Below are 21,979 nucleotides of genomic sequence, written 5' to 3' on the forward strand. Positions count from 1 at the left end.
AGCAACCCGGGTTTCGATGGACAGGTGAATGGGTACTGAAACCGCGGACAATGGCAATCTGCTGCGCGACTGGCTGTCGGAGTACCGCGAATCCGTGGGTTCGGGGGCGGACGAATGCGAGGTCGTGCTGGATCTGATCGAGGACGAAGCACAGCTGGATTCCGGTGGTCGCGCGCGCATGCTGGAATTGCTCGGAATCCTGCAGGCACTGTCGCCCGACCCGGTCACCGTCAGTTGTGCCCTGGTCCTGGCGGCCGGGCAGTCCGGGGACGTGCCGGCCTCGCTTCACGAACGGCTGCCCGCTGCCGTCGGCCGGCAGGTTTCACAATTGCAAAAACTCAAGCAGTTCGAGATCGGGCAGGGACTGACCGACAGCGAGCGCAGTGCGGAAGGTCTGCGCCGTTTGCTGCTGGCCCTCGTCAACGATGTGCGGGTGGTGCTGGTCGATCTGGCGTGGCAACTGGTGCTGTTGCGCAACGTTGCGGCCGACAGCGAGCAGGCTCGCGCGCTGGCGCGCGAAACCATGCTGATTCACGCCCCTCTGGCGAACCGTCTCGGTGTCTGGCAGGTCAAATGGGAACTCGAGGATCGGGCTTTTCGACACCAGGATCCGGCGCAGTATCAGCGGATCGCAAAACTGGTAGCGGAACGGCGGGCCGAGCGGGAACGTTTCATCGAAGCGTTCATGGAAAAACTCTCGACGGCCTTGCATGAAGCCGGCATCCGCGCCAGCGTCAAGGGACGGCCCAAACACATCTACAGCATCTGGAAAAAGATGCAGCGCAAGGGCATCGACTTTCACGAACTGTTCGATGTTCGGGCGGTGCGTGTGCTGGTCGATGACGTACCCGACTGCTACAGCGTGCTGGGACTGGTGCACACCCTGTGGCAACCGATTCCGGGCGAATTCGATGACTACATCACCACACCCAAGGGCAACAACTACCAGTCGTTGCATACCGCGGTGTCCGATGCCTCTGGCCGCGCGGTCGAAGTCCAGATTCGCACCCTGGAGATGCACGAACACGCCGAACTGGGCGTCGCCGCCCACTGGCGCTACAAGGAAGGGGGTCCGCGCGACCCCGGTTTCGAAAACAAAATCGCCGTCATGCGTCAGTTACTCGAAGCCAGTGGTGATGAGCTGGACGACGAGAGTCTGCTGGACAGTTTCCGTTCAGCCACCTCGGAGGATCGGGTCTATGTGTTGACGCCGCGCGGGCAGGTGGTCGACCTGGCGGCGGGTTCCACGGTGCTGGATTTCGCATACAGCGTTCATACCGAAGTCGGTCACCGGTGCCGCGGCGCCAAGGTGAATGGCCGTATCGTGCCGCTGACCCATGGCGTGAAGACCGGTGACCGGGTGGAAATCCTCACGGCCAAACAGGCCGGACCGAGCCGCGACTGGCTGAATCCCCGTCTGGGCTACATCCGCGGCGGGCGCGCGCGCAGCAAGGTTCGGCAGTGGTTCAAGAAGGAAAGCCGCGAGGACAATCTGCGCGCCGGGCGCGAAGCGGTGGAGACCGAGGCACGGCGCATGGGTCTCGAACCCAGGGACATGGACGCGGTGGCCGCGCGGTTCAGTCAGGGCGACGTCGAGGATCTTTACGTGGCGGTGGGCAGCGGCGACCTCACGGTCGGGCAGGTCATCAGCGCGGTGGAACGCCGCCAGGCCGAGTCGGCGCAACCCAGTGCCGAAGATCTCCTGACCCGGACACCGGTACGCCAGCGAGGGCGTGCGGGCCGGGGCGCGGACGATGTGACCATTGAAGGTGTCGGTAACCTGATGACGACCATGGCGAAATGTTGTCAGCCGGTCCCGGGCGATCCGGTCGTCGGCTATGTGACTCGCAGCCGCGGCGTCACGATTCACCGGGAAGATTGCCCGCAGGCGCTCCGTTGGCAGCGCGAACAGAACCCGCGCCTGTTGCAGGTGCGCTGGGGTGAGGCACCGACCACGCGCTACCCGGTGAGTCTGGAGATCAGGGCATTCGACCGGCGCGAACTGATTCGTGACATTTCCAATGTGCTGGCCACCTCGGATGTGCAGGTGACCGACATCAACAGCCGGCTGGACGACATGACGGACGAGGTGACCATTCGGCTGGTTCTCAGGGTGCGGGACTACGAGCAACTCAGCGAGTTGCTGAATCGCCTGTCCAGCGTGCCCAACGTGCTCGGCGCGCGCCGCCTGGCGGAAGGTGCCGCGCGGGACTGACCCGGCTCCAATGGCTTTGGTGCCTCAACCGTCACCGGCCCGAAGTGCCCGCTCTGTTGCGCCCGGGTCCGTTTCCTGGTGCGGCGGAACCGGCTTGCCGAGCGCATCCAGCAAGCGCGCCAGATTCGATTGCGCTACGTCCACCGAGAAATGCCGGCGAACGTTTTCCCGGCCTCCGGCGGCGATGCGTGCCCACAGGGCCGGGTCGCGGTAGAGCCGCACCACCGCCCTTGCGAAGTCTTCGGCAGTTTCCGCAACCAGCACGTCTTCCCCGTCGCAGGCGAACAGGCCTTCCACGGCCATCGGGGTGGCGACCACTGGCTGGCCGCGGCTCATGCTCATATTCACTTTCCCCTTGACGCCGGCGCCGTAACGCAGCGGCGCGACTGCCAGCCGGCAGCCTTCCAGCCACGGGTCCAGATCCTCGACGAAACCGTGAAACTCGACCCCGTTTCCGGCGAGGCTGCGTACCGCTTCGCTGGCCTTGCTGCCGATCAGGTGGAAGCGGATATCCGGAAGCTGTTCGCGAATCCGTGGCCAGATGCTGCCGACGAACCACTGCGCCGCGTCCACGTTGGGCGGGTGCTGATAGCCGCCGACGAAAAAGATGTCCTGACGCTCGTCGAAGGGTTTGCCGGTGCCGCCCAGGCGATGAATGTTCGACAGAACATGCACGCGCGCCCCGGGAAGGTCGCGTGACAACACTTCCTGCTCCACCGGACTGACGACCAGGGTCGCGTCCGCGGCCCGGATAACGCCCAGTTCCGAGCGCCGGGTCTGCGCGGCAACGCGCTTGAGGGGCAGGCTGTTCTCCAGTTCGGCCAGGCGCTCCTCGCGCAGGTAATGCAGGTCGACCGTGTCGAACACGAATTTCGCCCGCGGGCAATACCGGCGGATCAGGCTGATGTAATTGACGGCCACGTAATGCCGGCTGATCAGCACGATGTCGAACTCCGGGCCACGCTCGGCGAAAAAGTCCCGCAAGGATTCGAGCCAGGGGTTGTAGAGCACCTCCACGCCGGCCTGCTGCAGGGCTCGGGAGTAGACCGGCTCGTAACCGCGATTGTCCGCGAAAAAACTCACGCCGTAGCCGAGCCGCTGGAAACAGTGGAACAGATGGCGCAGCCGCAGGCTGCCGGAATCCTGGTCGGGTTGCGGGGTGTGCGCGTCGATCACCAGCACGCGTCCCCGCAATCGGTGATCGCGAGCCCTCCGCACGGCCTCCGGGTCGTCGGGGTCGGCAATCGGTGCGGGCTGCTTGGCCAGTGCTTGCGCCCAGCGTTCCCGGAATTTGCGCTGATTGACCTGCTGATAACGCTTGGCGCCGCTGTTCAGATCGGTGCCGGACGAAACGCCTTCGTGGTGCACGATGGTGGCTTCGGGTTGCAGGCGCACCTTGAGGCCGGCTTCGCGGACCCGGAACGCAAGGTCGGTGTCTTCGTAGTAGGCGGGCGCATAGCGCTCGTCGAAGCCGCCCAGCCGCCGCATCAGATCGGTCGGTAACATGATGCAGGCACCGGAACAGTAGTCGACTTCGCGCACGTAGGCGAATTCGGGTCGGTCCCCGTCATCGCCGCGCCCGTAATTCCACCCGGAGCCGTCATTGAAAATCAGGCCGCCGGCTTCCTGCATGCTTCCATCCGGGTAAATCAGCCGGGCTCCGGCGAGGCCGGTGTCGGGATGTTCGTCGAAGGTGCGCAGCAAGGCATCCAGCCAGCCATCCATCACCTGGGTGTCGTTGTTCAGCAGCACCACGTACCGTCCGCGAGCCGCCTCGATGCCACGATTGCAGCTGCGCACGAAGCCCGCGTTGCGCCGGTTTCGCAGCGCGGTCAGTCCCTCAATGCCGGCGAGTCGCGATTCCGTTTCATCGCTGGAATGGTCGTCGACGACGATGATCTCGAACCGGGCCTCGGCAGGCGCGGCGAGCAGAGAGCGCAGGCAGGCGGCGGTGTAGGCCCACTTGTTGTAGACCGGTATCACGATACTGACATCGGGCGCCTCGACCCGGGGAAACCGGTCCGGCGCCTGCGGGTTTCCAATGGGCTCCAGGCCGTCGATGGTGCGGGCCCGGGGTGGCTCCGAATTCGCCGGAGATTGCTGGGACCGGTCGAGTGCGCCGGCCAGGCCCTGGGTACTGACGGTGCGTACGGCCTGTGACAGCAGCAGGGGCCAGCGCATCGGATTCCAGGCCCGGGCACGGCGGAGATTGGCGCTGACCCGGCGTGCCACCCGGAGCGGGCGCGTCACGCGCCAGGACGAACTGGCCAGGACCTCGGCGAGTTGCGTACGCTCGGAATTCAGAGCCTGTTTCAAAGCCTTGACGTGGGCTTCAAGCCGGCCGACCCATTCACGGCGCCGTTTGATCTCCTGTTGCAGTGCGCGGTCCCGTTCGAGCGCCCATTCCGTGCGCCGCTCGAGTTCGGCCTGCTGTTGTTCCGACCGTTCGGTCAGACCCCGGTTTTCGCGTTCCAGCCGGGCGGCGAGATCGTCCGTGGCGGCCTGCTGAATCCGCCCGTCGCTGACCGCGCGGGCCGGCGATCGTCCGGCCCCGGTATCCCCTTGCCGCACCGGACACAGCCGGTCGTAGGCGGCTACCATCGCCGGGGTGTCGTAGGGCTCGATACCGTCGAGATGGGCGCGCATCGAATCCAGTAATTCCGGGTTGTCATGCAGCCTGGCCACGCACTCGTTGAGCGCCGCCGGTACGGGATCGATCAGCAGGCCGTTGTGTTCATGTCGAATGCGTTCCGCCAGGCTGCCCACCCGGGTGGCGACGACCGGAATTCCGAGTTGGCGCATTTCGGACAGGGTGTAACTGAACGTCTCCGGTACGGTCGAGACCAGGGCGGCCAGGTGCGGCCCGATCGTGTGCAGCAGCGCTGCCAGATCCTCCCGGCGGTATTCGGGAATGACGTGAACGCCCGAGCGGCCGAAGAAGGATTCGCCGTCCTTGCCCGCGCCGAGCAGGTAAACCTGGGCGTGGCGGGTCAGTTCGGGCAGTGCATCGAGCAATAACTGGCGGCCCTTGCCTTCGGACATGCGGCCCGGGATGACGATGCGCAGTCGTTCGTCATCGCGGGCGCGGGCCATGACCGGGCCGCAACCCGGCAGGTGGGGCAGGCCGTGATGCACGACCTCCACGGAAATATCCTTCCAGCCCGGATCGAGCCGCCCGAGCAGGTCGACCACCGAATGACTGGGGGCCACCATCCGCACCTGGTGCCGCACGACGGTCTCGCGCCACTGCCCGGCCACGTGTTGCCAGGCGGCGGCATCGCGGTCGCTCAGGTCCGGCAACAGCCGGTGTTCCCCCAGCGCCGCTGACAGTGGGTGGTCCGGGGCGGCTTCGATAAAGGGCTCGGGATTGATGCCGAGCAGTGGCCAGCAGGGGTAATAATCGTGCATCACCTGCAGGGTGGGGCGATCGGTCCGCAAGGCGTCCAGACTGTGTCCAACCAGCGAGGAGACCAGGACTCGGCCGATTCCGCGCCGGTCCAGCAGGTCGCCGAGAATTTCACGGTACTGGGCATGCGCCGGCGTGCAGGACGGGATGGCCGGATTCAGCCACCAGGTGGCGATGGGTGTTTCCTCGCGGGTACCCGCGTACAACGCGAGACGCTGTCCGGCCCCGGCACCGGAACGCGGGCCTTCCGAGCGCAACTGGAAATGACGGCCGTCCGGGTCGGCTTCGATGAACGAGTCGACCCAGCGGGCGACCCCGCCGCCCCAGCTGTGGGTGATGTGCAAAGTGGCGGAACGGGATTCCGCCGCCACCGAAAAAGGCAGACCGGGGTTGCGACTGGTCAGCCAGCGCGACAGGCGCGCGCGCAGCAGACCCCAGGGCGGTGGGCGGTAGTCCTCATGGGGCGCGAGTTCCTCGCCTGCGCTGAGTGGACGGCCGGGATCGTGCGCGTAAATGGCATCACTGACCCACAGGCCGCCGCCAGCATCGCGCAGACGGGTTGCCGCGGCGGAGGCATCGATGGTCTGGTCGGCGAGGCTGTCCACGGCCCGGGGCGACAGCAGCACGAAATGGCCCGGCCACCGGTCCAGTGCCAGCAGGGAACCGGAACCCAGCAGGGACACCAGCCGGTCCGCGCGTTTGTCGTCCCCATCCGCTACCGGCTCCGGCGCGGTTTCGTCTGCGGACCCGCGGTCGTTCGAATCGGGCACCGGTTCGCGGCCAGCCTGGAGAAATCCGGTCGCGTCCAGTCCGCAGAACGGATCGAGACCGGTTTCGACGTTACTGAGCACGCTGATGGCGAACGGGGCGGCATCCCGGTCGGCGGGACACAGGGCCGCGATCCGGCGGGCCGTCTCCGGTGGCAGTTCGAAATCGGCACTGACGATCAGCAGCGAACGGCCGGGATGCGCGGCCGCGAATTCGGTCAGTGCCTGCCCCAGACGGCGAACTGGCAGATCAGTGGCCGGATTCCACTCCGCCCAGTCCAGGGCGGCCGCAAGCCCCGGTGAGCCGCCGCCGGGCCGCCAAATCAGGGGCGCCGGCGCGCGGGACTGGTGCGAGTCCGATTCCGGCGGGTTGGCGGTTGAAGGTGACGTCATGGATGGGGAAATCTGGCAGAATTCGAAACCTGGCGAGCAGGCATGTAACCTGCCGTGCCGCGGGCAGGGATGAAATCACGCCATTATGGTCAAAGGCCGGGTTGATGTCACCCGCGGCCGCTGATTGAGTCCGAATTACAACAAGCACAGGAAGGCGATGGCAAGATCCCGGAAAAAGCGCGTCAGCAAACGGTCCAGGCCGGTTCGTAAGGCCGCCCGGAAACCCGTCCGGCGCTGGCCGGGCAGAATCTGGCGCCTGAGCCTGTTCCTGGGCGGAATCACTCTCGGCGTGCTCGTGCCCTGGGTGGTGTATCTGAATTATCAGGTCACCACCGAGTTCGAAGGACGGAAATGGGATCTGCCGAGCCGGGTCTACGCTCGTCCGCTGGATATCTATCCGGGGCTCGCACTGACGCGCAATGATCTCGAATTCGAATTGCAGGCCGCCGGCTACCGGCCTTCGGGAAACATCGATCGCGCCGGACGGTACCGGGTGTCCGGGGGGCATATCGATATCCACCGGCGCTCCTTCCGCTTTGCGGACCATCAGGAGAAGGCGGGACGCCTGCGCGTTTCCCTGGCCGGGGGGCGGGTTGCGGCGCTGAAGGACCTGGACAGCGGCGCTGCGATCGACCTGGCGCGGCTGGAGCCCGCGGAACTGGCTTCGATCTACCCCCTGCAGCGCGAAGACCGAACCCTGGTGCGCCTGGCCGACGTGCCGCCGTTGCTCGTGACCGGGCTGCAGGCCGTGGAGGACCGCAATTTCAAACACCATCCCGGCATCGATTGGCGCGGAATCGGGCGCGCGCTGTGGGCCAACCTCAGAGCGGGCAGGGCCGTGCAGGGCGGCAGTACGCTGACCCAGCAACTGGTCAAGAATTATTTCTTGACCGATGAGCGGACCCTGGCGCGGAAATTGAACGAAGCCATCATGGCCGTGCTGCTGGAACTGCATTACGACAAGGGCGAAATTCTCGAAGCCTATGTCAACGAGGTCTATCTGGGTCAGCAGGGTTCCCTGGCCATCCACGGATTCGGGCGGGCCAGTACATTCTATTTCTCGCAACCACTGGATCGCCTGGAACCGCATCAGATCGCCCTGCTGGTGGGCATGGTGCGCGGAGCTTCGCTGTATAACCCCCGGCGCAATCCCGAACGGGCCCTGGATCGCCGCAACCGGGTTCTGGGCATGTTCGCCGAAACCGGACTGCTGACTGAAGATCAGGCCCGGCAGGCGGTCGCGATGCCGCTGGAAGTGACCCCCAGGGGCCGGTTGGGTGAAACACGCTACAGTGCATTCATCGAACTGGTGCGCCACCAGCTGGCACAGGTGTATCGCGAGGAGGACCTGAAGTCCGAAGGGCTGCGCATTTTCACCACTCTGTCGCCCTCGGCGCAGGAAAAGGCCCAACGCGCCGTCAGCGACGGACTCGATCGTCTGGCCGAGGCCGGCTTGCCGGATTCACTGCAGGGAGCGCTGGTACTGGCTGACGTGACCAGCGGCGAGATCCGGGCCCTGGTCGGAGACCGCTACGCCGGACGGGTGGGGTTCAACCGGGCCCTGAACGCGCGCCGGCAGATCGGGTCGGTGATCAAACCGCTGGTGTACCTGCTCGCGCTGGAACACCCGGAACAGTTCAATCTGCTGACCCGTATCGATGATGCGCCGGTCACTCTGCGGCAGGCCGACGGCAGCGACTGGACTCCCGACAATTTCGACCGCATGTCGCACGGGCCGGTAAGCCTGCTGGATGCTCTGACGCAATCCTACAACCAGGCGACCGTGCACCTCGGACTGCAGGTCGGCATCAATTATCTGCTGCGCAAGCTGCAGCAGCTCGGCATATCCGTCGACGTCGACCCGGTGCCGTCGGTGTTTCTGGGCGCCGTTGAGCTGACTCCGCTGGAAGTCGCCCAGGTCTATCAGTCGATCGCGGCCGGTGGCTACAGTGTGCCTCTGCGCTCGGTCATCGCCGTGCAGACCGAGGGTGGCGGTGAACTGGTGCGCTACCCACTGCGGCTGCTGCCGCAGCCGAACCGGGAGGCCATCGGTGTGCTGAACTATGCGCTGACCCAGGTGGTCGAACGCGGAACGGCCAGGGCACTGCCCGGGCTGCTGGGTGAAAATACGGTGATTGCCGGCAAGACCGGCACCACCAACGATCGCAGGGACAGTTGGTTCGTCGGCTATACTCGGGACCTGATCGGCGTGGCCTGGGTAGGGCGCGACGATAACCGGCCGGCCGGAGTAACCGGCAGCAATGCCGCCATGCGCGTCTGGGCGCGTCTGTTCCGCGAACTGCCCCTGGAGCCGGTCGACCTGCGCATGCCGGACGGTGCGTTCTGGCTGTGGGTCGACCGGGTTGATCATTCGGTGACCGCCGAGGACTGTCCCGGCGCCATCCAGGTGCCGTTCGTCAGCGGTTCCGAACCGACCCGGGTCAGCGACTGTCTCGCCGTACTGAACGAAAACGATGATGAAGCTTTCTGGAAGAAGTGGTTTGACTCAAAGGATTGAACCAAGAACCCACCGGGCCGTCGCCGCGCTGCTGCTGGCGCTGCTGCTGGGCGCCTGCGCGGGGCCACCGCCCGGACCGCCCGGCGGCGCGCCGGACCCGGACCGTGAAGTGCAGGAGCGCGTCAGGGAACCCGCGCGGCAACAGTCCGAGGGTGTGCAGGTTTTTCCGATGCAGAATCCGGCGGTCAAGCAATTGATCGCCAGCGCACGTGAATCCGAGAAGGCGGGGCGCTACGATGCCGCTGCGGTTTCGCTGGAACGCGCATTGCGCATCCAGCCGCGTGATCCGGAGATTCTGCAGTTCATGGCCGAAGTCCAGATACGCAAGCAGGATTACCCGCAGGCGCTGAATTTCGCCACGCGTTCCTACGATGCCGGGCCGCGGGTCGGCGAACTGTGCAGCCGTAACTGGCATACCATCAGCCTGGCCTACGAACGCATGGGCGATGGTGGCGGTGCCCGCCGCGCCGATCAACGCGCCAGCGAGTGCATGAGTGCCAAGCCGCGGGGCTACTGAGCCGGGCGCCGTCACGGGAGCCAGCTCTCGCGCGCTGGATCAGGGCGGGCCGTTTGCCGGTAAGCTGCCGGGATTCGCGCCGCGCGCAGAGCAGATTCGCATGGCCGCCGCCGTCGAGGCGGCGCTGCAGGATCCGAGCGCTCTCGTGATCGAGGCCGGGACCGGTATCGGCAAGACACTGGCGTATCTCGTGCCAACCCTGCAGAGCGGACAGCGGGCGATCGTTTCAACCGGAACCAAAACCCTGCAGGACCAGTTGTACTTCCGCGATCTGCCCCTGGTCGCGGACGCGCTCGGCGTCGACATTCACTCCGCGCTGCTGAAAGGCCGGAGCAATTACCTGTGCCTGCACCGCATGGATCTGGCGTTGCACGAGGGCCGGCTGCCGGGGCGGACCGCCGTGGCGGAATTACAAGCGGTCAGGGAGTGGTCGGTACAGACCGCGGATGGTGACCTGTCCCTGACTCCGGTGGTGACCGGGGACAGCGGACTGATGCCCCTGGTCACGTCCACGGCGGACAACTGCCTGGGCTCCGAGTGCCCCCGATTCGACGACTGTTTCGTCGCGCGGGCGCGCCGGGAGGCGCAGGAGGCCGACGTGGTCGTGGTCAACCACCACCTGTTGTTCGCCGACATGGCCATCAAGCAAAGCGGATTTGGCGAAGTTCTGCCCGGTGCCGGCGTGTTCGTCGTGGACGAAGCACATCTGGCGCCCGAAACGGCCGCCCGTTTTTTCAGCCTGAGCCTGTCGGCACGGCAGGTCGAAGACGCGTGCCGGGATCTCATCGCTGAATGTGCCGGGGTCAGCGGAGCGCTGGCGCTGTTGCAGGAACCGGTCGCCCGGACCCAGCAGATGTTGCGTGAACTTCAGGTCGTCATGTCGGATCGGCCCGCGGAACGCGGGCCGTGGCAGGAACTCATGCGCAGCGACGAGGTGCGCCAGGGATTGCAGGGGTTGGACACCGCCGTGATCGAGCTTTCCCGGATCGCCGGCTCCCTGGAGGGGCGGACGAGACCGCTGGATCACGGCATTGATCGTGTCCGGGATCTGCAGGCCATGTTCGACCGGTTCGACGCGGATGCCGACCCGGCCGAAGTGCGCTGGTACGAGCGCCGTGGGCGCGGTTTCGCGCTGAATATCACGCCGCTGGATGTGGCTTCGACCTTCGGCGGTTTTCGGGAACAGAGTGAGGCCAGTTGGATCTTTACGTCGGCGACCCTGGCCGTCGGCGGGGATTTCAGCCATTTCACGACCCGCCTGGGCCTGGACGATGCGCAGACCCTGTTGCTGGACTCACCGTTCGACTATCCGGGAAACGCCCGCGTCTGGTTGCCGGAAAGTCTGCCCGAACCCCGGGATCCGTCCTGGATGCCGCGTTTTCTGGACATCGTGGTCTCCCTGCTGGATGCCAGCCGGGGCCGGGCCTTCCTGTTGTTCACCTCCCATCGCGCGCTGCGCGAGGCGGCCGAGGCACTGGAGGAACGTGTGGACTTTCCGTTGTTCGTCCAGGGTGAGCAGCCCCGCAGCCTGCTGCTGGAGACGTTTCGGGATTCGGGCAACGGTGTGCTGCTGGGCACGTCCAGTTTCTGGGAGGGTGTGGATGTGATCGGGGAGGCCTTGTCACTGGTTGTCATCGACAAGCTTCCGTTCGCGGCTCCCGACGATCCCGTCATGGAAGCACGCAGTGATGCCTTGCGACGTGCGGGCGGCAACCCTTTCGTCGAGCTCTACCTGCCCGAGGCGGTTATCGGTCTCAAACAGGGGGCGGGCCGGCTGATACGTGATGTGAACGACCGCGGGGTGCTGGTGATTTGTGATCCGCGCATCCGCACGCGATCCTATGGCCGGGTATTCCGGGAAAGCCTCCCGCCCATGACGCCGGCGGAGGAACAGGACGAAGTGGAACAATTCCTGAGAGACAAGACATGAAGCGACTGCTGGCGATTGAAACCTCTTCGGAGGCCTGCTCGGTGGCGCTTGCCGAGGGCTCGAACATTCACGAGCAGCATGCGCACGCGCCGTTGAAACACGCGGAATTGCTGCTCGCCTCGGTACGTACCGTTCTGGCGCAAGCCGGGCTGCGGCTGACCGACCTGGATGCGGTCGTTTTCGGGCGTGGGCCGGGCAGCTTCACCAGCCTGCGGATTGGCATCGGTGCGGTTCAGGGCCTGGCATGGGGCGCGGGATTGCCGGTCGTTCCGGTTTCGTCCCTGGCCGCGGTCGCCGTTCAGGCGCTGGATCGCGGAGCCGAGAACATCGTGGTGGCGATGGACGCGCGCATGGATGAGGTGTTCACGGCTCGCTTTGCCGTGCGTGAACCCGTACCGGCCGGCACAGCCCGCTCTGCGGCGGGAACCGCTGACCTTGAATTGCTTGGCGCGGAGCGGGTATGCGACCCGGCGGAAATCCGTGTGGAGCCGGTCGCGGAAACCATCGGTTGTGGCAACGGCTTCGAACGATACCCGGCGCTCCGCCGGCTGGGTGTGACACTGAAGGAAGTGCGCCCGGACCTGTTGCCGCGTGCCTCGGCCCTGATTCCGCTGGCTCGAACCTGGCTGGAGACTCAGGCGCCCTTGCCCGCGCAGGAGGCTCAGCCGGTGTATGTGCGGGATCACGTGGCCGACAAGCCGGCCCGAAACGCCTGAGGCGCCTGACCGGGGGTGTGGGTGCCGGCGCGCCTCAGCCCAGTGTCGCGTACAACGTCCGGTAGCGCCGGGCAATCTCGCTCCAGTCGAGTCGCGCGGCGAATTCCCCCCCGCTGGCCGCCAGTGCCTCACGTTCGGCCTGATCCCGCCACAACCGGGTGATGGCCGCGGTCATTTCGTCCCAGTCGTCAATGACGAGTGCGTGGAGTCCCGGTTCGGCAGGTATGCCTTCAATGCCCTTGGAGGTACTGATGACCGGCAGCCCGGCCGCGAAGCAGTCGACGATTTTCATCCGGGTTCCGCCGCCATCGGTCAATGGAACCACGGCGAGATCGGCGGCCTTGAGCCAGGGCGCCACGTCGGCCACGCTGCCGGTGAAGTGAATGCGCGGATGAGGGCTGGTCGGGGGTGGCTCGCGTCCAATCGCAAGTACGTGAGCTTCGAGTCCGGCACGTTCCAGCGCTGGCAGCAGCGTGTCGGCGAACACCGCGATGGCCTTGCGGTTGGGCGGATAGGAAAACGTGCCGTGGAAGGCCAGCACCGGCTGGCCGGCCTTGATGCCGTAACGCTCGCGCACTCCCTCCACGGCGGGTGCGGCGTAGGTGTCGAGCCGGACGCCATGAGGGATGGTGGTCATGTGAACGGCCTCGACGCCATCCTCGATCAGGCGCTGACGGTCATTGTCGGACACGCAGACGACGGCATCGGACCGGTTGCACAGGTCGATTTCGATGGCGCGAAGCCGCTGGTACTGTCCGGACGACAGTTCGCCGACCTGACTGCGCAGGCGTTCGTATTCGACGTTGTGTTCCACCAATACCACACGACTTCCGATGGCTTCGCGTACCCGCAGGCAGGGCTGGGCGTAGGCCGGGAATTCGGCCTGCAGCACGCCGGCCCGGGTGGACGAAGCCGCCGTCAGGATGCGCCAGTAGAATCCCCGGTCGGTCAGGGGCAGGTAAAGAAAACTGTTGCTCAGCGGCAGATCGCTCGAGTAATGCATCAGCTTCACCCAGGCGGCCGGTCGGCAGACCAGTCGGTGCCAGACCGGGTAGGGCTGCAACTTGAACTCGCCGTCCTGGTAACGGTACCAGCCGCCTGGCGAGTCCGTGACGATGCCGACGGCGACACCGAGGCGGCCGAGTGCGCGTGCTGTTTCCACCGTGCGGACCGCGGCGCCGTGGTCGGGTGGGAACAAATCGGAACGGGTCACGAAAACCACTCCGTTGCCCGGTGTTCGCAGGCCGGTCATGCGCAGCAGGGCCGCGCGCCGCACCAGCTTCCATTGGCGTTTGAGACGTTCGGCCAGTGGCGGAACGCCCAGTACGGGCTCGCAGTCGGCATCGCGCTCGCTCGGCGGCAATCGCAGTGTGCGATGCGGCTCCTGCAGCCAGTCCAGCAGCGGCGCCGCCAGGCGGTCCGGGTCGAGTGCTTCCCTGGCCAGCGCGAGAGCGGCTTGCGAGCGGGTTCGCCACTGTTCGGGTTCGGCCGCGAGCGCGCGGGCCCACTCCCGCAGATCTCCCGGCGTATCGATGCGCCACCCGGCGCCGTAACGGCCAACCAGGGACGCGATGGGCAGATACTCGTTGCACAGCAGGGGCAGGCCGTGGCGCAGGAAGTCCAGTGAGCGAAAAGACTGACTGTGTTCGCGTTCGATATTGCAGTCGGCCAGTTCGACACCGATGTGCGCGTCCCGTGTCAGAAACGTGCTGTACTCACGATACGGCAACAGCGGACGGTGTTCGATCAGCGGATGCTCGGGCTGATGCAGGAGATCCACCGCTCCCGGTTCATCGGCGTGCGCCCGGTAGGGACCTTCGAAATTGATGATGCGGGCCGACAGCCCCGAGCCGTCGGCCGCCTGCGCCAGGGCCTCCAGCCACGGGGTCTGGTGGCGCCAGGGCCAACGCACGCCGCCGGTGACGCATTGCCAGGCGCCATTCGAATCTTCTCCGGGTTGCCGGTCCGCTGCGGGCGTGACGCATTCAGCGCCCAGCGGCACGACCAGTACGGTTTCACGGCCACGCAAGTCGAAACCGGCTTCAATCAGCGTGAGCAGCAGCAGGCGGCGTTGTCGCTCGTTGCCGACCAGCACGCGGTCGCACCGCCGCAGACCGGCGCGCAGACGGCGAACCTCGCCCGCGACCTGGGCGGGCGATTCGTACAGCGCTTCGAGTGGGCGCGGCGCGACGAAGTCGAGCACCAGCGGTTGCTCCAGGTCGAATGGCAACAGGCCGAGTAACTCCCAGTAGCCGACCAGGATGACCCCGGGCTTCGACCGGGCGATGCGGGCCCGTAGTGCATCGCGGCCGCGGACTGACCCGGAACCATGGGCTTCCTGCGTGTCGCCGGCCGCCGCCGTCGGGTCGGCGGGCCAGACCGTTTCAACATCATGCCCGGCGCGGCGCAATGCGCCCGTGAGTTGCCGGGCCCGAAGGGCGTTGCCGGTAACCACGTCGCCTTCGGCGAGTTCCGGTTCGGTGGTGAGGTAGAGGACGCGCATGGCCGGGTTCCAGGCGGAGTTGGGAAACTCAGTGGCCCAGCAGCACGAAGGTGGCGAGCCCGACGAATGCCAGGATTCCGATCACATCGGTAACCGTTGTGAGCACGACGCCTCCGGCCAGGGCCGGGTCGATGGACATGCGGCGCAGGAACGAAGGAATCAGCGCGCCGGCCAGCGCACCGGCCAGCAGGTTGATCAGAATGGCTATCGCAATGACGATACCGAGCGCAAGTTGACCGTACCAGGCGACCGCGATGCCGCCCACGACCAGCGAGAAAACCAGTCCGTTCATCAGGCCGACCGCGAGCTCCTTGCGGAGCAGGGCCGGTGCATTACGCTCGCTGATCTGACCGGTGGCGACGCCGCGCACCATCAGCGTCAGGGTTTGCGTGCCGGCGATACCGCCCATGCTCATGACCACGGGGAACAGGACGGCGGTGGCGACGATCTGCTCCAGAGTGGGCTCGAACAGGAACAGCGCGCCCGCTGCCATCAGCGCGGTGACCAGGTTGACGCCCAGCCACAGCCAGCGCCGGCGCGCCGACTGCAGGACCGGGGCGAACATGTCGCCTTCCTCGTCCAGGCCGGCCATGGTCAGTACCGAGTGCTCCGCTTCCTCGCGAATAACGTCGACCACGTCATCGATGGTGATGGTGCCGAGCAGCATCCGGTCGGCGTCGATCACAGGGGCGGAGATCAGGTCGTGGTGCTCGAATTCGGTGGCGACCTGGCTGGCGCTGAGTTCGACCGGAATGGTCCGCATGTCGCGGTCCATGTGTTCGGCCACCGGCGTGGAGGGATCCCGGGTCAGCAGGTCGGCGAGTTTCAAGCCACCGAGCAGCCGTCCCGCCCGATCGACCACGAACAGAATGTCGAAGACTTCCGGCAATTCGCCGCGCACGCGAAGGTAGCGCAGTACGACGTCGAGGCTGACGTCCGGCCGAATGGTCAGTACATCCGGATCCATCAGGCCGCCGGCCGAGTCTTCCGGATAGGACAGTACACGGTCCAGCCGCTCGCGGTCCTGCCGGTCCATGCTGCTCAGGACCGTGGCGATTACTGCATCGGGCAGGTCGTCGAGAATGTCGGCCAGGTCGTCCAGATCGAGGTCGCCGACCGCGGCGACCAGTTCCTCGGGATCCATGTCCCGGATCAGGCTGGCGCGGACCTCGTCGTTGACATCGACCAGAACGTCGCCGTCCATCTCCGGATTGACGAGGTCCCAGACTGCCAGGCGCTTGGGCAACGGCAGCGATTCGAGCAGGTCGCCGACCTCGGCGGCCGAGAGGCCACTGACCAGCCGGCTCACCCGGTACTTGACGCCGGAATCGAGCGCTTCCGAAAGCCGGTCGAGCTGGCGAGCGGTTTTTTCGGTTGGTGCCTGTTCCGCCATGATCATCTCCCGCGGACCCGCGAAGCTATCTTTCGCCGGGTCAGGAATTCGAAAGGGTTGGGGCCTGTGTTTTCGCTCCCGCAGTCATGCCCGGGGATCGGGTGTGTCCACAGGGGCCGGATACGACCATTATAAACCGGGGCCATCGCCCGCTGCCGAACCTTTGTGGCGGTTACGCAAGCCCGGCGGGTTTCAGCTGTCTTTCTGCGACTGGTCCAACAGATTGAGCAATGGCACTTCGTGGCGCTTGTGGCCGAGATTGAGCCAGTGGGCCAGTGCTGCCGAGGCCCGTCCGATATGGGTTTCGATGACCATCTGCTTCACTTCCAGAAGTCGGCCCGGATACATGCTGAATGAGCGCAGACCCAGGGCGAGAAGCAGCCGGGTGTAGCGCCGGTCGCCGGCCAGCTCCCCGCACACCGTGACCGGCATGCGCAGCGAACCGCAACTGTCGAAAATCTGCCTCATCAGCCGGACGACGCCCGGATGCAGCGGGTCGTACAGGTGTGCCACCTGCTCGTCGATTCGGTCGGCCGCCAGCGCGTACTGCAACAGGTCGTTGGTGCCGACCGAAACGAAATCCAGCAGGTGACACAGGTCTTCGAGCGCCATGGCGGCAGCCGGCACCTCGATCATGCCTCCGAGTTTCATGTCGCGGTCGAATGGCCGTCCTTCGCGTTCGAGTTCCGCGCGAGCTTCGTCCAGCAGGGCCCGAACCGTCATGAGTTCGTTCACGCTGGTGAGCATGGGAATCAGGCAGCGCACCGGACCGCCTGCGCTGGCCCGGAGAATAGCGCGCAACTGCGTTTTGAACAGGTCCGTATCGCGCAGGCACAAGCGCACGGCTCGCAGGCCCAGTGCCGGATTCATCGAGCTTCGCACCAGCGAAAAGTCGAGCGCCTCACCGGTTTTGTCGGCCCCCAGGTCCATTGTGCGGATCGTCAGTGGCCGGCCGTCCAGAGCCGCCAGGGCGCGGGAGTATTCCGCGGTCTGCGTGGCCTCGTCGGGAGCCTCGCCCCGCATGAACAGGAATTCCGTCCGGTACAGGCCGATGCCGGCGGAATCGAGTTCGACGGCCATGCGAATTTCGTCCTCGCGTTCGGCGTTCGCCTGCAAGACGACGTGCTCGCCGTCCAGGCTCTGGGCCGGACGTTCGCGGACCGTGTCCAGGGATTTGCGGAAGCGCGAGGTGATGCGCTGGATTTCGTGATAATGCCCGAGAAAAGCCTCATCCGGATCGGCGTATACGACGCCCAGCCGGCCGTCCAGCACCAGGGTCTCGCCTTCGCGGACGAGATTTTGCACCAGGCGTACGCCGAACACGGCCGGAATGCCCAGGCTACCGGCCAGGATGGCTGTGTGCGAGTAGGGACTGCCGTGCTCGGTGACCACCCCCGCCACTCCGCGTTCGTGCAGCAGAGCCAGTTCGCCGGGCGTCAGTTCGGCGGCCACGACCAGGGTGTTGGCCAGGCGATCCGGAATGTTCTCCAGCGTTGGCGGCGCCGCTTCCTCGCCCAGACGGGTCTGAACCAGGCGAATGACCTGGACCACATCCTCACCGCGTGAGCGAATGTACTCGTCGTCCAGGTTCCGGAACTCGGCCAGAATCTGCTCCAACTGTGCCTGCAAAGCCCATTCCGCGTTGAACCGGTCTTCCCGAATGCGCTGCTCGGCCGCCTCTCCGATCGACGAGTCGGCCAGCATCAGCATGTGGGTCTGGATCATCTCGCTGGCGGCATGGCCGGCGCCCTTGCTGACCCGCGTCATCAGTGTGTCGAGTTGTTCGCGGGCGGCGTCGAGCGCGCGGCGCAGACGTGCCACTTCGGCTTCGACTTCCCCGGTTTGCACTCGAAATTCGCCGATCTCGATTTCGTTGCGTTCGGCGAGGTGGGCCTGGCCGATGGCGATGCCCCGGGAAACGGCATGTCCGGTCAGCGCGAGAGTCATGTCGGTGGGCCCGCGGTCATGTCATTCGTCTTCGCCGAAGCGATCCTCCACCAGCCGGGCCAGCGCATCCATGGCGGCATCTTCGTCCTGGCCATCGGTTCGGACTTCGATCCGCGTGCCCTGGGCCGCCGCCAGTGTCAGCACGCCCATGATGGATTTTCCGTTGACTTCGCGTTCACCGCGCCGCAGCCAAACCTCCGCGGCGAAGGCCGAAGCGCAATTAACCAGCTTGCTGGCTGCGCGAGCGTGCAAACCCAGACGATTCACAATAGTCAGTTGCCGTTCGTTCATGGTTCCTGTGACGTGATGTCGCGCACGGCTCCCAGTGCCGCCATGCGCGCCAGTTGGGCAGGGGGGCGGCTGCGGTAGTTCCAGGCACGAATCAGCATGGCCAGATTCACACCGGTGACCAACGCCGTGCGGTCGTCGGGCAGCAGCCGGTTGACAGCGTTGCATGGGCTGGCGCCGCCGATATCGGCGAGCACCAGGACGCCACTGCCCTGGTCCGCGGCATCGATGGCGGCGAGGATTTCGGTTTCGCTGGTGCAGCCTCCGTCGGTTTGTCGAAAAGAGAGACATCCGATCTCGCCCAACGGCTGATCGAGGATGAACTCGGCGGCTTCGATCAGGGCGTGTCCGATTTGACCGTGCGTGATGACGACCAGTCCGGTTTTTGCGGCCATTGCGTTCATGCCGCCAGATCCCGATGATGCAGGACCACCGGACTGAACCGTTCGCGCAGTTCGGTGGCCAGTCGCTCCACCAGGTAGACCGAGCGATGGCGGCCCCCGGTACAGCCGATACCCACCGTGACGTAACTGCGCTGGCTGCGGGACACGCGCGGCAGCCAGCGCTCGAGAAATGCGCGAATGTCTTCGTACAGTTCATGCACGACCGAGTCCCGCTCCAGCCACTCGGCGACGGCATCGTCGGTGCCTTTCAGCCCGCGCAGTTCGTCCAGCCAGTAGGGATTAGGCAGATGGCGCGCGTCGAACACGAAATCCACATCCTGTGGCACGCCTTTCTTGAACGCGAAAGACTCCAGCACGACGGTCATTCCCTGTCCGGATTCGCCGATGGCCTTCCAGACCTGGCCGCGCAACTGGTGGATGTTGATGTCACTGGTGTCCAGCACCCAGTCGGCTCGCTGCTTCAGCGGTTCGAGCAGTTGCTTTTCCCGTTCGATGGCCGCTGGCAGCGCGTGCTGGTCACGGGTCAGCGGATGGCGCCGGCGCGTTTCGCTGAACCGCTTGATCAGGGTGCGGGTATCCGCTGTGAGAAACAGGAGCCGTGGACTCAGTCCGTCGCCCGCCATCTCGTCCATCCAGGCTGGTATGCGCTGGAGTTTGGGTCCGCGCGAGCGGGCGTCGACACCCAGCGAAACCCGGCCGTAGAGCCGTGGGTCGCCGCGAATGTGCGCGGTGAAGTCCGGTAGCAGGGCGGCGGGAAGATTGTCCACGCAGTAATAACCCAGATCCTCCAGGGCGTGCAGTGCCGTGGTTTTTCCACCGCCCGACAGGCCGGTGATCAAAACGAGTTGCTGACTGGTCTCGTCGCTCAATCCGACCATCCCCCGTTGTCCTGTTGCAGCAGGCGGGCGTGCCGCTCGATGAAGGCCGCTGAGGCATCGATGCCTTTCATGCGCAACATGAAGTCGCGCACCGCCGCTTCGACCATCACCGCCAGATTGCGTCCGGCCCGAACCTGCAGGGTGATGCTGGGAATGTCGAGGTCGAGCACCCGCACCATGGCGGTGTCACCGCGCAGGCGGTCCTTGCTGGCCGGCTGTTGCGGGTTGTCCGGAATTTCCAGGTTGATGATCAGGCGCAGAAACTTGTTCAGTTTGATGGTGGCGTCGCCGAACATCTGCCGCACATTGAGAACGCCGAGGCCACGGACCTCCAGGCAGTCCTGCAGCGCGGGTGGGCAGGTTCCGTCGATGATGTCGGGAGAGATCTGGGTGAATTCGGGGGCGTCGTCCGCGATCAGCCGATGACCACGGGTGAGCAGTTCCAGGGCCAGTTCGCTCTTGCCGCACCCGGAGTCACCCATGAGGTGCACGCCGATGGTGAACACTTCCATGAAGACGCCGTGCAAGGTGGTGCGTTTCGCCAGGCAGCGCGACATGTAGTGCTGCAGGTAGTTGACCAACTCGTAGGCGGGCAGGTTGGACCGCATCAGCGCGACGCACGGGTGGTCCGCGACACGATTGACGATGATTTCGGGCATGGGATGCCCGTCGCCGACGATGATGGCCAGCGGATCGGCCCGCATCACCAGGTTCGCGGTCCGTTTTCGCCCGACCTCGTCGAGGTCGTCAATGAACGTAAGTTCCTCGACGCCCAGCACCTGAACCGCGTTGGGGTGGATGACATTGAGAAAGCCCGCCAGCGCGGGGCGCACACTGAGATCGCGGGAAGCGACACCCGGCCAATCCTCACCGGCGGGCTCGCCCACCCACTTCAGCGCCAGGCGCTCCTCGAGGTCGCCGAACAATTCCAAGGCTGTCAGGGAGCGTGTCACGCGGCACAGTATTGCAGGATCGCAAGGCTTATGCCACGCGTTCGATACAGGGCTTCGAGTGAACATCCACCTTCGCCCGGCACGTCCGGCCGAAGCTGGCACCCGTCCGACGGATTCATGCCGGAGAGCCCGCGTCCGGGTTCAGATGCTAATGCCGGGTGGTGCCGCGTTCGGCGGACGACGGGTCGGAAAGCAACTGCAGCATGGCGGAGGGGTTTTCCGCGTCGCGCAGTGCCTGCAGCAGTTCGCGATCACTGAACAGTTCCGCCACGTGGGCCAGCAGCTTCAGGTGATCCTCTCCGCAGTTCTCGGGCACTGTCATCGCAAACAACAGGTCCACGGGTTCGCCGTCGATGGAGTCGAACGGCAGTGGCTTCTTCAGGCGAATGAACGAGGCCCGGATCGGCCGGTTACCCTTGATTCGGCCGTGCGGGATGGCCACGCCGTGTCCCAGGCCCGTGCTGCCCAGCCGTTCGCGGGCACACAGGCTTTCGAAGATTTCGCGAGCGCTCAGATCGTCGCTGTCACGCGCCAGTTCCTCGCTGATGATTTCCAGCAGGCGCTTCTTCGAACTGCTGTGCACATCACAGCGGATACTCTCGGGGCTCAGCAGGTCACTGATCAGCATGACGGTAAAACGTTCGGGGTTGGCCGGGGGCGGTCGGGTTCGCGGTCAGCCGAGCGAAGCGGCGCGTTCGTCCCGCGACACCTGGTGATCGGTGAGCTTGTCCTTGTACCGGCGGACCTGCTTGTCGAGTTTGTCGACCAGGCCGTCGATGGCCGCGTACATGTCGTCGTCGGACGAGTTGGCGAACAAGGACTTGCCGGCAGCGTGCAGGGTGGCTTCCGCCAGTTGGACGTGCTTTTCGACATTGAGGACGACGTGGATCGAAATAACATGGTCGAAATGGCGTGAAATGCGTTGCATCTTCTCTGTGACGTAGGCGCGAAGCGCGGGAGTCACTTCCACGTGATGTCCGGTGACGTTTACCTGCATGATTTACTCCTTGGGGGTCTTCCGGTGCGGATTCAAGCGGAGCGCGGTTCAGGGGAACGGGATGGTGCTGCCGTTGCGCGGATGCCGCGAAGCTTGCTTTCGTCCATGGGGCAGGAATGATTCATCGTTGTCCTGATTCTATACCCCGTGGGGG

General features: G+C 65.4%; 15 protein-coding genes. 5 read left to right on the forward strand and 10 right to left on the reverse strand.

The features are described 5' to 3' along the window. The first annotated feature begins 28 nt into the window (after window positions 1-28). Window positions 29-2,215: a RelA/SpoT family protein gene (locus V3330_RS18560; RefSeq protein ID WP_354696953.1), complete on the forward strand. Its 2,187-nt coding sequence runs from the start codon at window positions 29-31 to the stop codon at window positions 2,213-2,215. A 24-nt stretch (window positions 2,216-2,239) separates the two neighbouring features. On the opposite strand, the gene V3330_RS18565 is transcribed toward V3330_RS18560, so the two are convergent. Beyond that, on the reverse strand, window positions 2,240-6,781 hold the full coding sequence (locus V3330_RS18565) for a glycosyltransferase (RefSeq protein ID WP_354696954.1): 4,542 nt from the start codon (window positions 6,779-6,781) through the stop codon (window positions 2,240-2,242). A 157-nt stretch (window positions 6,782-6,938) separates the two neighbouring features. On the opposite strand from V3330_RS18565, the gene mrcB reads away from it, so the two are divergent. Genes mrcB through tsaB form a run of 4 tightly spaced genes read left to right on the forward strand, consistent with a single transcriptional unit; the run spans window position 6,939 to window position 12,462 of the window. Then, window positions 6,939-9,299 (forward strand): penicillin-binding protein 1B, encoded by a 2,361-nt coding sequence (gene mrcB, locus V3330_RS18570; protein ID WP_354696955.1) that lies wholly within the window; start codon window positions 6,939-6,941, stop codon window positions 9,297-9,299. Next, entirely contained in the window at window positions 9,283-9,816 is a 534-nt protein-coding gene (locus tag V3330_RS18575) for a tetratricopeptide repeat protein (RefSeq protein WP_354696956.1), read from the forward strand. Before mrcB ends, V3330_RS18575 begins: the two co-directional genes overlap by 17 nt. Next, complete coding sequence (gene yoaA, locus V3330_RS18580; RefSeq protein ID WP_354696957.1) at window positions 9,794-11,746, forward strand: DNA repair helicase YoaA; 1,953 nt, start codon at window positions 9,794-9,796, stop codon at window positions 11,744-11,746. The genes V3330_RS18575 and yoaA overlap by 23 nt, the downstream gene beginning before the upstream one ends. Further along, on the forward strand, window positions 11,743-12,462 hold the full coding sequence (tsaB, locus tag V3330_RS18585) for a tRNA (adenosine(37)-N6)-threonylcarbamoyltransferase complex dimerization subunit type 1 TsaB (RefSeq protein ID WP_354696958.1): 720 nt from the start codon (window positions 11,743-11,745) through the stop codon (window positions 12,460-12,462). Before yoaA ends, tsaB begins: the two co-directional genes overlap by 4 nt. 34 nt (window positions 12,463-12,496) lie before the next feature. Here tsaB and V3330_RS18590 read toward each other — a convergent pair whose 3' ends face one another. The 9 genes from V3330_RS18590 to hpf all read right to left on the reverse strand — a co-directional run bounded on the left by V3330_RS18590 (window position 12,497) and on the right by hpf (window position 21,825). Continuing rightward, on the reverse strand, window positions 12,497-14,965 hold the full coding sequence (locus tag V3330_RS18590; RefSeq protein ID WP_354696959.1) for a glycosyltransferase: 2,469 nt from the start codon (window positions 14,963-14,965) through the stop codon (window positions 12,497-12,499). Window positions 14,966-14,993: 28 nt separating this feature from the next. Continuing rightward, complete coding sequence (mgtE, locus tag V3330_RS18595; RefSeq protein WP_354696960.1) at window positions 14,994-16,358, reverse strand: magnesium transporter; 1,365 nt, start codon at window positions 16,356-16,358, stop codon at window positions 14,994-14,996. A 192-nt stretch (window positions 16,359-16,550) separates the two neighbouring features. After that, entirely contained in the window at window positions 16,551-18,305 is a 1,755-nt protein-coding gene (gene ptsP / locus V3330_RS18600) for a phosphoenolpyruvate--protein phosphotransferase (RefSeq protein ID WP_354696961.1), read from the reverse strand. 21 nt (window positions 18,306-18,326) lie between these two features. Next, the gene (locus V3330_RS18605; RefSeq protein WP_354696962.1) at window positions 18,327-18,596 is read right to left on the reverse strand and encodes an HPr family phosphocarrier protein; all 270 of its coding nucleotides are present in this window, start codon (window positions 18,594-18,596) and stop codon (window positions 18,327-18,329) included. Beyond that, entirely contained in the window at window positions 18,593-18,997 is a 405-nt protein-coding gene (locus V3330_RS18610; protein WP_354696963.1) for a PTS sugar transporter subunit IIA, read from the reverse strand. Before V3330_RS18610 ends, V3330_RS18605 begins: the two co-directional genes overlap by 4 nt. Next, window positions 18,994-19,875, reverse strand: coding sequence for an RNase adapter RapZ (gene rapZ, locus V3330_RS18615; RefSeq protein WP_354696964.1), 882 nt, complete (start codon window positions 19,873-19,875; stop codon window positions 18,994-18,996). The genes V3330_RS18610 and rapZ overlap by 4 nt, the downstream gene beginning before the upstream one ends. Beyond that, window positions 19,863-20,828 carry an HPr(Ser) kinase/phosphatase gene (hprK, locus tag V3330_RS18620; RefSeq protein ID WP_354696965.1) on the reverse strand — a complete coding sequence of 322 codons (966 nt, stop codon included), beginning with the start codon at window positions 20,826-20,828 and terminating at the stop codon, window positions 19,863-19,865. Before hprK ends, rapZ begins: the two co-directional genes overlap by 13 nt. Before the next feature lie 148 nt (window positions 20,829-20,976). Next, complete coding sequence (gene ptsN / locus V3330_RS18625) at window positions 20,977-21,456, reverse strand: PTS IIA-like nitrogen regulatory protein PtsN (RefSeq protein WP_354696966.1); 480 nt, start codon at window positions 21,454-21,456, stop codon at window positions 20,977-20,979. Window positions 21,457-21,501: 45 nt separating this feature from the next. Beyond that, the gene (gene hpf, locus V3330_RS18630; RefSeq protein ID WP_354696967.1) at window positions 21,502-21,825 is read right to left on the reverse strand and encodes a ribosome hibernation-promoting factor, HPF/YfiA family; all 324 of its coding nucleotides are present in this window, start codon (window positions 21,823-21,825) and stop codon (window positions 21,502-21,504) included. Between the last annotated feature and the right edge of the window lie 154 nt (window positions 21,826-21,979).

The organism is Elongatibacter sediminis (assembly GCF_037892215.1).
GTDB lineage: Bacteria > Pseudomonadota > Gammaproteobacteria > Xanthomonadales > SZUA-36 > Elongatibacter > Elongatibacter sediminis.

Bases quoted from the DNA above. Each gene is read 5' to 3' on its own strand.
- V3330_RS18560 (WP_354696953.1), top strand. From the start codon at position 29: ATGGGTACTGAAACCGCGGACAATGGCAATCTGCTGCGCGACTGGCTG.
- V3330_RS18565 (WP_354696954.1), bottom strand. From the start codon at position 6,781: ATGACGTCACCTTCAACCGCCAACCCGCCGGAATCGGACTCGCACCAG.
- mrcB (WP_354696955.1), top strand. From the start codon at position 6,939: ATGGCAAGATCCCGGAAAAAGCGCGTCAGCAAACGGTCCAGGCCGGTT.
- tsaB (WP_354696958.1), top strand. From the start codon at position 11,743: ATGAAGCGACTGCTGGCGATTGAAACCTCTTCGGAGGCCTGCTCGGTG.
- V3330_RS18590 (WP_354696959.1), bottom strand. From the start codon at position 14,965: ATGCGCGTCCTCTACCTCACCACCGAACCGGAACTCGCCGAAGGCGAC.
- mgtE (WP_354696960.1), bottom strand. From the start codon at position 16,358: ATGGCGGAACAGGCACCAACCGAAAAAACCGCTCGCCAGCTCGACCGG.
- ptsP (WP_354696961.1), bottom strand. From the start codon at position 18,305: ATGACTCTCGCGCTGACCGGACATGCCGTTTCCCGGGGCATCGCCATC.
- V3330_RS18605 (WP_354696962.1), bottom strand. From the start codon at position 18,596: ATGAACGAACGGCAACTGACTATTGTGAATCGTCTGGGTTTGCACGCT.
- V3330_RS18610 (WP_354696963.1), bottom strand. From the start codon at position 18,997: ATGAACGCAATGGCCGCAAAAACCGGACTGGTCGTCATCACGCACGGT.
- rapZ (WP_354696964.1), bottom strand. From the start codon at position 19,875: ATGGTCGGATTGAGCGACGAGACCAGTCAGCAACTCGTTTTGATCACC.
- ptsN (WP_354696966.1), bottom strand. From the start codon at position 21,456: ATGCTGATCAGTGACCTGCTGAGCCCCGAGAGTATCCGCTGTGATGTG.
- hpf (WP_354696967.1), bottom strand. From the start codon at position 21,825: ATGCAGGTAAACGTCACCGGACATCACGTGGAAGTGACTCCCGCGCTT.